General features: G+C 55.2%; 10 protein-coding genes. 5 read left to right on the top strand and 5 right to left on the bottom strand.

What is annotated here, in order from left to right:
* Positions 1-107: 107 nt before the first annotated feature.
* Positions 108-1,286 carry an MFS transporter TsgA gene (tsgA, locus tag HA48_RS17615; protein WP_128602484.1) on the bottom strand — a complete coding sequence of 393 codons (1,179 nt, stop codon included), beginning with the start codon at positions 1,284-1,286 and terminating at the stop codon, positions 108-110.
* A 258-nt stretch (positions 1,287-1,544) separates the two neighbouring features.
* On the opposite strand from tsgA, the gene ppiA reads away from it, so the two are divergent.
* From ppiA to HA48_RS17600, 3 genes are all read left to right on the top strand, one after another.
* Positions 1,545-2,117 (top strand): peptidylprolyl isomerase A, encoded by a 573-nt coding sequence (gene ppiA / locus HA48_RS17610; protein ID WP_021507435.1) that lies wholly within the window; start codon positions 1,545-1,547, stop codon positions 2,115-2,117.
* A 99-nt stretch (positions 2,118-2,216) separates the two neighbouring features.
* The gene (locus HA48_RS17605; protein WP_128602483.1) at positions 2,217-2,387 is read left to right on the top strand and encodes a YhfG family protein; all 171 of its coding nucleotides are present in this window, start codon (positions 2,217-2,219) and stop codon (positions 2,385-2,387) included.
* Positions 2,377-2,985 carry a putative adenosine monophosphate-protein transferase Fic gene (locus tag HA48_RS17600; protein ID WP_128602482.1) on the top strand — a complete coding sequence of 203 codons (609 nt, stop codon included), beginning with the start codon at positions 2,377-2,379 and terminating at the stop codon, positions 2,983-2,985. Before HA48_RS17605 ends, HA48_RS17600 begins: the two co-directional genes overlap by 11 nt.
* Positions 2,986-3,163: 178 nt before the next feature.
* On the opposite strand, the gene HA48_RS17595 is transcribed toward HA48_RS17600, so the two are convergent.
* Together HA48_RS17595 and HA48_RS17590 are read right to left on the bottom strand one after the other, a co-directional pair.
* Positions 3,164-3,487, bottom strand: coding sequence for a helix-turn-helix domain-containing protein (locus HA48_RS17595; RefSeq protein WP_128602481.1), 324 nt, complete (start codon positions 3,485-3,487; stop codon positions 3,164-3,166).
* Complete coding sequence (locus tag HA48_RS17590) at positions 3,471-3,842, bottom strand: type II toxin-antitoxin system RelE/ParE family toxin (RefSeq protein WP_128602480.1); 372 nt, start codon at positions 3,840-3,842, stop codon at positions 3,471-3,473. Before HA48_RS17590 ends, HA48_RS17595 begins: the two co-directional genes overlap by 17 nt.
* A 155-nt stretch (positions 3,843-3,997) precedes the next feature.
* Here HA48_RS17590 and HA48_RS17585 point away from each other — a divergent pair, with 155 nt between their 5' ends.
* Both HA48_RS17585 and argD read left to right on the top strand, forming a co-directional pair.
* A complete protein-coding gene (locus tag HA48_RS17585; RefSeq protein WP_128602479.1) occupies positions 3,998-4,573 on the top strand; it encodes an aminodeoxychorismate/anthranilate synthase component II in 576 nt (191 codons plus the stop codon).
* An 87-nt stretch (positions 4,574-4,660) separates the two neighbouring features.
* Positions 4,661-5,881: a bifunctional acetylornithine/succinyldiaminopimelate transaminase gene (gene argD / locus HA48_RS17580; RefSeq protein ID WP_128602478.1), complete on the top strand. Its 1,221-nt coding sequence runs from the start codon at positions 4,661-4,663 to the stop codon at positions 5,879-5,881.
* Here argD and HA48_RS17575 read toward each other — a convergent pair whose 3' ends face one another.
* Positions 5,882-7,957, bottom strand: a complete 2,076-nt coding sequence (locus HA48_RS17575; RefSeq protein ID WP_128602477.1) for a YccS/YhfK family putative transporter — start codon at positions 7,955-7,957, stop codon at positions 5,882-5,884. It lies immediately after the preceding gene.
* Between the two features lie 59 nt (positions 7,958-8,016).
* Positions 8,017-8,649 (bottom strand): cAMP-activated global transcriptional regulator CRP, encoded by a 633-nt coding sequence (crp, locus tag HA48_RS17570; protein ID WP_000242755.1) that lies wholly within the window; start codon positions 8,647-8,649, stop codon positions 8,017-8,019.
* Positions 8,650-8,799 lie beyond the last annotated feature (150 nt).

Raw genomic sequence — 8,799 nt, 5'->3', positions numbered from 1 at the left:
TTAACCTTAGGTATCGCTGCTTCCGAATACCTAATGCTTTTGCCTTCCTGGAGTGGCGACCCGCAGGGCCGCCAGAAGGCCGCCATAAGCCTGGTGCGTAAGCGACATTAATGCCCGGTGTGTCCGTGCTGGCGATGTTTGGTCACAAAGCCCAGCAGTACACACATCACAAACACCACCGCGTACAGGCCGTTAGCCGTAGAGAGCGCCGCATGAGCACCGCCATTGGCGACAATCGGGCCGGTGACCACAAAGGTCAGCATGGTGCCCACAGTGCCGCAGGTCAGAATAAAGTTAACCAGCTTCGGCGAAGAGACTTTGGTTTGCTGCGATCCCAGCGTAATGATGGTGGTGTAGATTGCGCTGGAGAAGAAGCCGAGCGCCATGATGATCCAGTGCAGCATGCTCGCGTCCTGAGTGGTCACGAACCAGTACATCAGGCCGGTTGCCAGCGCGGCCAGTACCATCAGGATGCGCTGCAGATCGAAGAAGCGCAGCAGGAAGCTGAACGCCCACATGCCCACCATATATGCAGTCCAGAAATTACCCACCAGCTGACCGGCAGCGGCGATATCCATTCCCATCGATTTGGTGGCGTACTCCGGCACCCAGGAGATAAAGCCGAGCTGACCGAGGATATAGCACAGCGCCGCGATAGAGAGGAACAGCACGCCAACGCCCCATTTCTCTTTGGTTCCACCCTGAACCGCCGCTTCGCTTTTCAGGACCGGGAACTCAACCATCAGCGTCAGTACAAAGATCGCCAGGTAGATCACGCCGATGCAGGCGTAAACCCAATACCATGGCAGCGCGCGTGCCAGCAGCACACCGGCGATGATCGGGAAGATAGTGCCGGCCATGCTGAAGAACGAGTCGGTAAACAGCAGGCGCGATCCGCGCTGGCGGCCATCGTACAGATGCGTAATCAGGAACGTACCGATGGACATGGTGATACCGCTCACCACACCCAGCACGAACATGCACAGCGAGAAGACGCTCAGATTGTGGCTGGTCATCAGTCCTGCTACGGCAAGAATCATCAGCACAAAGCCAAAGATCAGCTGACGCTTGAGTGGCACAATCACCATCAGCCAGGCGTTGAGGAAGACCGCAACCAGAATACCGGCGTTGAGGAAGGTAAAGGTGTTACTCATTTCGGAAATAGGCAGCTGGAAATACTGAGCAATATTGTCCAGCACCATACCGGTCACGATCACCAGTGCGCCGGTGAGCGCGTAGGAGAAAAAGCTGATCCAGGTAAGGCCAATGCGATTACGGTTTGTCATGTTCAGAACCTGTGGTACGCCGGATGGCAAAAGTGTCATGAAGTGTAAATGGAACTGTGATCGTAATAAATAAGCAGTGAAACAAGCGAGAAATATTTCATTAGTAGTGTGATTTTCGTCACGCAAATGATTGCGCGATCGGAAAGTGTGACGTTCGCAACATCAGCGTAAATATAGGTAAAACGCTGGCTCTTGTATTACATGCTCTTTACAATCGATCTCGTTTTTGAGCTTGCTCTCCAAGGTAAGGAATCTTTCATGCTTAAACGTACTTTGACAGCGGCAGTTGCCCTGTTAGCACTCTCTTCTGTATCCGCTTCTGCTCTGGCCGCGAAAGGGGATACGCATGTGCTGCTCACCACCTCTGCGGGCAATATCGAACTCGAGCTGGATAATCAGAAAGCCCCGGTTTCAGTGAAAAATTTCGTTGATTACGTCAACAACGGTTTCTACAACAACACCATTTTCCATCGTGTTATTCCTGGCTTCATGATTCAGGGCGGCGGTTTCACTGCGGATATGCAGCAGAAGCAGACCAATGCACCGATCAAGAACGAAGCGGATAATGGCCTGCGTAACCTGCGCGGCACTATCTCAATGGCGCGTACCGCTGAGAAAGATAGCGCGACCAGCCAGTTCTTCCTCAACGTGGCAGACAACGCCTTCCTCGACCATGGTCAGCGTGATTTCGGCTATGCGGTGTTCGGTAAAGTGGTTAAAGGGATGGATGTGATTGATAAGATTGCACAGGTACCGACTAAAGACGTCGGCCCGTACCAGAATGTGCCGTCAAAACCGATCGTTATCACTTCTGCCAAAGTCCTGCCTTAACGCGCAAGGCGCTATGACTACATGGCGCCTTCTGCTGCTCTCCGGCAAAGCTAAAATTTGCTCTTATACTTAGGGCAATTCCTGCTGGCCGGAGGCCCCATGACTCACCCACTTACCGATAAACAGAAAGCCACGCTGTGGCAGCAGCGCCGTGCTGTCAGTTACCAGGCCAGCTGCAGGCTATCAGGCTATAGCGTTAATGAACCTGCAGTTACTGCGGAGCAGGCGGAAGATCGCCTCGCGTCGCTCAGGAGGCAGTATGGCGGATAACAGCCTGGCGGTGCGCGATCCTTACCTGTGGCACAACGACGATGTGCTGAAAAACCTGCTGGAGATTCACGATAGCGCACAGCTGCGTAAAGCGGAGCTGGCGTTCAGTGCCGCGCGTCTGGCGACGCTGGAGCTCGGCAACGGCGTTATTGGCTTACCGCGCCTGTGTCATATTCATCGCACGCTGTTCCAGGATATCTACAGCTGGGCAGGCGAGCTGCGCACCATCGATATCTGGCGCGATGAGACGCCGTATTGCCACTGCGAATATATCGAGAAAGAGGGCAATGCGCTGATGAGCGCGCTGGAAGAGGAGCGGGGACTGGCGAATCTGTCGCAGGAGGAGTTTGTAGCGCGTATCGCGCATTACTACTGCGAAATTTACGTGCTGCACCCGTTCCGCGCCGGCAATGGTCGTGCGCAGCGCATCTTTTTTGAACAGCTGGCGCTGCACGCCGGTTACCTGCTGAACTGGGATGTGCTTGATCGTGAGGCCTGGCACACTGCTATCGTCACCGGCGTGGCGGGCGATCTTGCACCGCTAACGGCACAGTTTGCAAAAGTGGTGAGCCCGGCAAAATTGGATAAAAGTCTATAAATTAAAGCTATTCAGGCGCTAAATTGCGCCAGAAAGCACGCTTGTGACGTTGGTGCACAGTAAGATAATCAGGCCAGCCTGCATGCCACCCCGGCGCGAAGGCTGGCCTGACTCTGTTTTGTTACCGTAGTGGTGTAACCAGTGGTCAAACTTTGCGCTATCCCTCAGCGGTAAATCCTCATAACAAAATACTCAGCCCATGTTTTTGCACTACGGTAAGCAGCTTAAGAGAAATTCCGCCGGGACGTTTTGTGCCACTTTCCCACTTTTGCACGGTGGAAACGCTGGTATTGAGGTAGTGAGCAAATACAGGCTGGCTCACATTTAAATTTTCACGTAACGCTTTTATCTCCTCAGCATCCAGCGCCTTTACTTCACTGAGACAGCGTGCATCAAAATCACGCATGCTCTGTTTACTCAAGGCGCCGGCTTCAAAAAGACCCGATGCAGCACTGTGAATGGCTTCAAAGGCCGGACTTTTAAATTTACGCGTTACGGTCATGGCATATCTCCACCAGCTCTTTACCTGCAATTAACCGATTAAGGGATTCATTGGACATCAGTGAATAGTGCTTTGCCAGTGCGCGAAACCCGGCCAGTTCACACTCTTTCAGATCAGACTGGTCCTGCTTAGCAAACAGAAACGCGTAAATCCAGTTTCGTCCGCCTTTTGCCAGGACAATCGCGCGGTCACGATTTTGTTGCAGGCGTTTTTTGAATACTCCGCCACCGAGGTTAACAGCACTTCCCTGCTGCACTGCAGCGATCGCCATACAAAGCTCGCCATCAGTAATGTTGTGGCGACTGGCCTGTTTGCTGAACCATTTCGTTTTAAAAATGCGCGTATTCACTGACATGACTACTCTCCATTATATAGCACCAGGTGCAAGAGTAATCAGAAACTTTTTTGTTCACTATCCGGAGTAGCCAACAGAGGTGATAACATGGTTTTTTTGCGACCTTTCTTGCTTCTCAGGGTCGCCAGCACCCACTCATATCCACTGTAATTACTATGCTGCTGCTGATTGATAACTACGACTCCTTTACCTGGAATCTCTACCAGTACTTCTGCGAACTGGGCGCGGAGGTGCGCGTGGTGCGTAACGATGCCATCACGCTCGACGAGATCGAGGCGCTGCCGCTAACGCACCTGGTGATTTCGCCGGGCCCGTGTACGCCGGATCAATCCGGCATTTCGCTGGCGGTCATCCGGCACTTTGCTGGCCGTATTCCTATCCTCGGCGTGTGCCTGGGGCATCAGGCGATTGCGCAGGTCTACGGCGCGCAGGTAGTGCGTGCCCGCCAGGTAATGCACGGTAAAACCTGCGCCATCCGGCACACCGGGCAGGGTGTATTCCGCAATTTAAACAATCCACTGACGGTGACGCGTTATCACTCGCTGATTGTCGCGCGCGACACGCTCCCCGATAGCTTTGAGGTAACGGCCTGGAGCGTACGGGACGGCGAGCCGGATGAGATCATGGGATTCCGCCATCGTACGCTGGCACTGGAGGGCGTGCAGTTCCATCCGGAGAGTATTCTTAGCGAGCAGGGGCATCAGCTGCTGGCGAATTTCCTTAATACATAACTTCCGTTTGCCATCGGATGATTTTTTATGCATATTTTGTGATTATAATTTCACATTAGCTCAACAAATAACCCGATGAGGTCAGCAATGGCAGCGGAAAAAATAGCGGTAACCCGGCAGACATTCGATAACGTAATTTTGCCTGTTTATGCACCAGCGCAGTTCGTGCCGGTTAAAGGCAAAGGCAGCCGCGTGTGGGATCAGCAGGGCAAAGAGTATATCGATTTCTCGGGCGGTATCGCGGTGACTGCACTCGGCCATTGTCATCCGGCGCTGGTGGAGACGCTGAAGCAGCAGGGCGAAACGCTGTGGCACACCAGCAACGTCTTTACCAACGAGCCGGCGCTGCGCCTGGCAAGTAAGCTGATTGCGGCGACCTTTGCCGATCGCGTGTTCTTTGGTAACTCTGGTGCAGAGGCCAACGAAGCGGCGTTTAAACTGGCTCGTTACTACGCCTGTAAAAAACATAGCCCGTTCAAAAGCAAAATCATCGCCTTCCATAATGCGTTCCACGGTCGCACGCTGTTCACCGTGTCGGTGGGCGGCCAGCCAAAATACTCCGATGGCTTTGGGCCAAAGCCGGCAGATATTGTGCATGTACCGTTTAACGATCTTGAGGCGGTTAAGGCGGTTATTGACGATCATACCTGCGCGATCGTGGTCGAGCCGATCCAGGGGGAAGGCGGTGTAATGCCGGCATCGCCAGCCTTTATGCAGGGTTTGCGTGCGCTGTGTGATGAACACAACGCGCTGCTGGTGCTGGATGAGGTGCAGAGCGGCATGGGGCGCAGCGGTAAGCTGTTCGCCTATGAGCACTACGGCATTCAGCCTGACATCATCACCACGGCCAAAGCGCTGGGCGGCGGCTTCCCGGTGAGCGCGATGCTGACCACCCATGAAATCGCCGCGGTGATGGCGCCGGGCGTACATGGCACCACCTACGGCGGCAATCCGCTGGCATGCGCGATTGCTGAAACCGCACTGGATATCATCAATACGCCAGAGGTGCTGAGCGGAGTCGATGCGCGTCGCCAGCAATTTGTTGAGGCGCTGCAGGCGATCGATCACAAGTTTGATCTCTTCAGCGAGATTCGTGGTAAAGGGCTGCTGATCGGCGCGGTGCTCAAGCCGCAGCACGCCAGCAAGGCGCGCGATATTCTTCACGCAGCGGCCGCCGAAGGGGTAATGGTTCTGACGGCCGCTACGGATGTGATCCGCTTTGTGCCGTCGCTGGTGATTGAGCCAACCGACATCGAAGAGGGCATGGCGCGTTTTGCCCGCGCTGTCGAAAAGGTGCTGGCCGCGTAATCAGCCTTTCGGACGCAGCACACTCAGCCAGCGGCCATGATGCGGTCGCTGGCTCCACGCCAGTGAAGAGAGGGTGTGCATCACATTCAGATGCTGCAAAATCCGCTTCACGTGCTGCTCCACAATCGTCACCGGACCCTCGTTCATGTTCTCCGGCGCTTCCAGAATATTGCTGTCGCTGCCCGGCCCGTCATAAGCCAGCCGCTGCTGACAGCGCTGCAGCGCGATTTCACAGGATTGCAGATAGTGCTCCGCCAGTTTTGGCGTCAGCATCGTATGTTCACGTGCCAGAATGGTCATGGCATTGATATGCTCGACGATGAACTGACTGTGCGTCACCCATAAACGCATGTCTTTCAGGTACTGCGCGTTAAAGCCGGGCTCGCTTGATGCCTGATTCAGTGAGTTAAACAGCGCGTTGTGCGCCTGGTTCACTTTAACCCGCTGCCAGGCGAGCTTCTCCGGCGACTGCTCCGGCCCCAGCAGCAGGCGTAACGCCTCCTGATAGGCTTCCAGCGCGTCGTGCGCATTGTTACGCAACAGGCCACTTTGCCACTGCGGCCACAGCCAGATCATGCCGGCGAAAGCAATCAGGCAACCCATCAGCGTATCCATCATGCGCGGCAGCAGGAACTGCGCACCGTTCAGCGAGAGCAACTGCAGCGAATACACCGCCGTCACGGTAAACCCGATCATCGACCAGCCATAATATTTTCGCGTGATCAGATAGCTGACGAGCGTGATCAAGAGCATGAACAGCAGCGCGACCGATTCCGGTACCGCCAGCCGCAGCGAGGCCGCCGCAATCAGCAGGCCGGCAAAGGTACCCAGCGCACGGTGCTGGATGCGCACCCGCGTCGCGCTATAGCCGTTCTGGCTGACAAACATGATGGTCATCAGGATCCAGTAAGGCTTGGGGATGTTGAAGAACAGCGCCAGCGAGCTGCCAAACATCAGCATCACCGCAAAGCGCGCAGCGGTGCGCAGCGCGGCAGAGTTCAGCGACAGATAGCTGCGCAGCGCCGGCAGCAGCGGCAGACGACGCTGGCGGTCGGCCATCAGGTCGCGGCTGTAGAGCGGTTTCTGACTACGCAGCACGCGCGCAATCCGGCTGAAGTGGTAGAGGCAGAAGTTGCCGACCGGATTATCCGGATGCTGGCGGGCAATTTTTTCCAGCGCACCGAGCTGCTTCTCCATGTGAAAACGATCCGGCAGCTGATGATACAGAATGGCGTCCGCCAGCAGGCGTAAGCGCGCGGAGATGGTCTTCGCGTTCCAGCGGATCACCGCTTCGGCATGGCTCTGCTCCACCAGCTTCTGCACCTCTTCCGGCTGATGCAGGCTGACTGAGATGTGCTCCTGTAGATCGAGCGCCACCTGAAACGCGCGCGTCAGCCGCTTATGGCTGTTATCCCGGCTGGCTGACAGCATATGCATCTGCTGATAACAGGTATTGATCAAATCAACGGCTTTCTGCTGCCGCGCCAGCAGCGGCGGCAGGGCTTTCTCCGGATCGGTCAGCTGCGTCAGCAGGGTATATTTGGCATCGCAGTAGTCCGCCAGCTCGCGGTAGAGCAGGCTGAGGCTCTCGCGCATCGGCTGCTCTTTCCACAGCCAGAACCAGAACCAGTTAAACAGCCCGTACCAGAGTGTGCCGCCAATATAGAGTAGCGGCGGCACCCATATCGGCATCCGCCCCACCAGGCTCAGGGTAAAAATTGCGGCGATCAGCGTGCCGGGCAGCAGGCGGCCATGCAGCGGACTGATTTCGCCGGTGACGCCAATCAGCAGCGGCAGCACCAGTAAGATCAGCGGCAGAGGCACCTGATAGTGGGTGAGATACTGAATCAGAAAGCTGCCGGTGGCGAACAGAGAGCCGCCAATAATCAGGCGCTTGAAGAAACGCTTATGCGGCGTATCGAGACCGGCAATGTTGCAGCAGGCGGGCACCAGAGAGAACAGCAGCCCTTTTTGCAGATCGCCAAATAGCCAGCCCAAAGCCACGGGCAGGCAGAGCACCAGCGTTTGCCGCAGCGCATAGTTGACTTCAGGATGATAGATGATTCGACGCCACATCAGCTCATCGTAAACAAAAACGGCGCAATGTTGCCATCACGCCGTGAGTGGGAAAAAATTTAGCGGGTGCCGTAGACGACGATGGTTTTACCGTGCGCGGAGATCAGGTTCTGATCCTCCAGCATTTTCAAAATGCGGCCCACGGTTTCACGTGAGCAGCCCACGATTTGCCCAATCTCCTGGCGGGTGATTTTGATCTGCATCCCGTCCGGGTGAGTCATCGCATCCGGCTGTTTAGCCAGATTGAGCAGCGTTTGCGCAATGCGGCCGGTCACATCAAGGAAGGCAAGGTTGCCCACTTTTTCTGACGTAACCTGCAGGCGACGCGCCATTTGCGCCGACAGACGCATTAAAATATCCGGGTTTACCTGAATCAGCTGACGGAATTTTTTGTAGGAAATTTCAGCCACTTCGCAGGCAGTCTTCGCACGTACCCAGGCGCTACGCTCCTGGCCCTCTTCGAACAGGCCGAGTTCGCCGATGAAATCTCCCTGATTGAGGTAGGAGAGAATCATCTCTTTGCCTTCTTCATCTTTAATCAGTACCGCGACGGAACCTTTCACGATGTAGTACAGCGTTTCCGCTTTCTCACCCTGATGGATGAGGGTGCTTTTGGATGGATATTTGTGAATATGGCAATGGGACAGGAACCATTCGAGTGTAGGGTCTGTTTGCGGTTTGCCGAGAACCATTCGCTATTATCCTCTGTTGTAATCGTGCCCAAAACACAGGGGGCAGTTTTCCCTGTCAGGCGGTGAAATCGTCCAGCGCTTCCCGTGAGGGAAAATTATTCGGGGTGGATTCGTAAGCGATGCTTTTGATTCGTCCCGTCTTCGTCTGTT

Origin of the sequence: Pantoea wallisii (assembly GCF_002095485.1) — a bacterium.
In the GTDB taxonomy this organism is placed as follows: domain Bacteria; phylum Pseudomonadota; class Gammaproteobacteria; order Enterobacterales; family Enterobacteriaceae; genus Pantoea; species Pantoea wallisii.
Note: the sequence above shows the minus strand (reverse complement) of the source record. Positions and strands in the feature narration are given on the sequence as shown.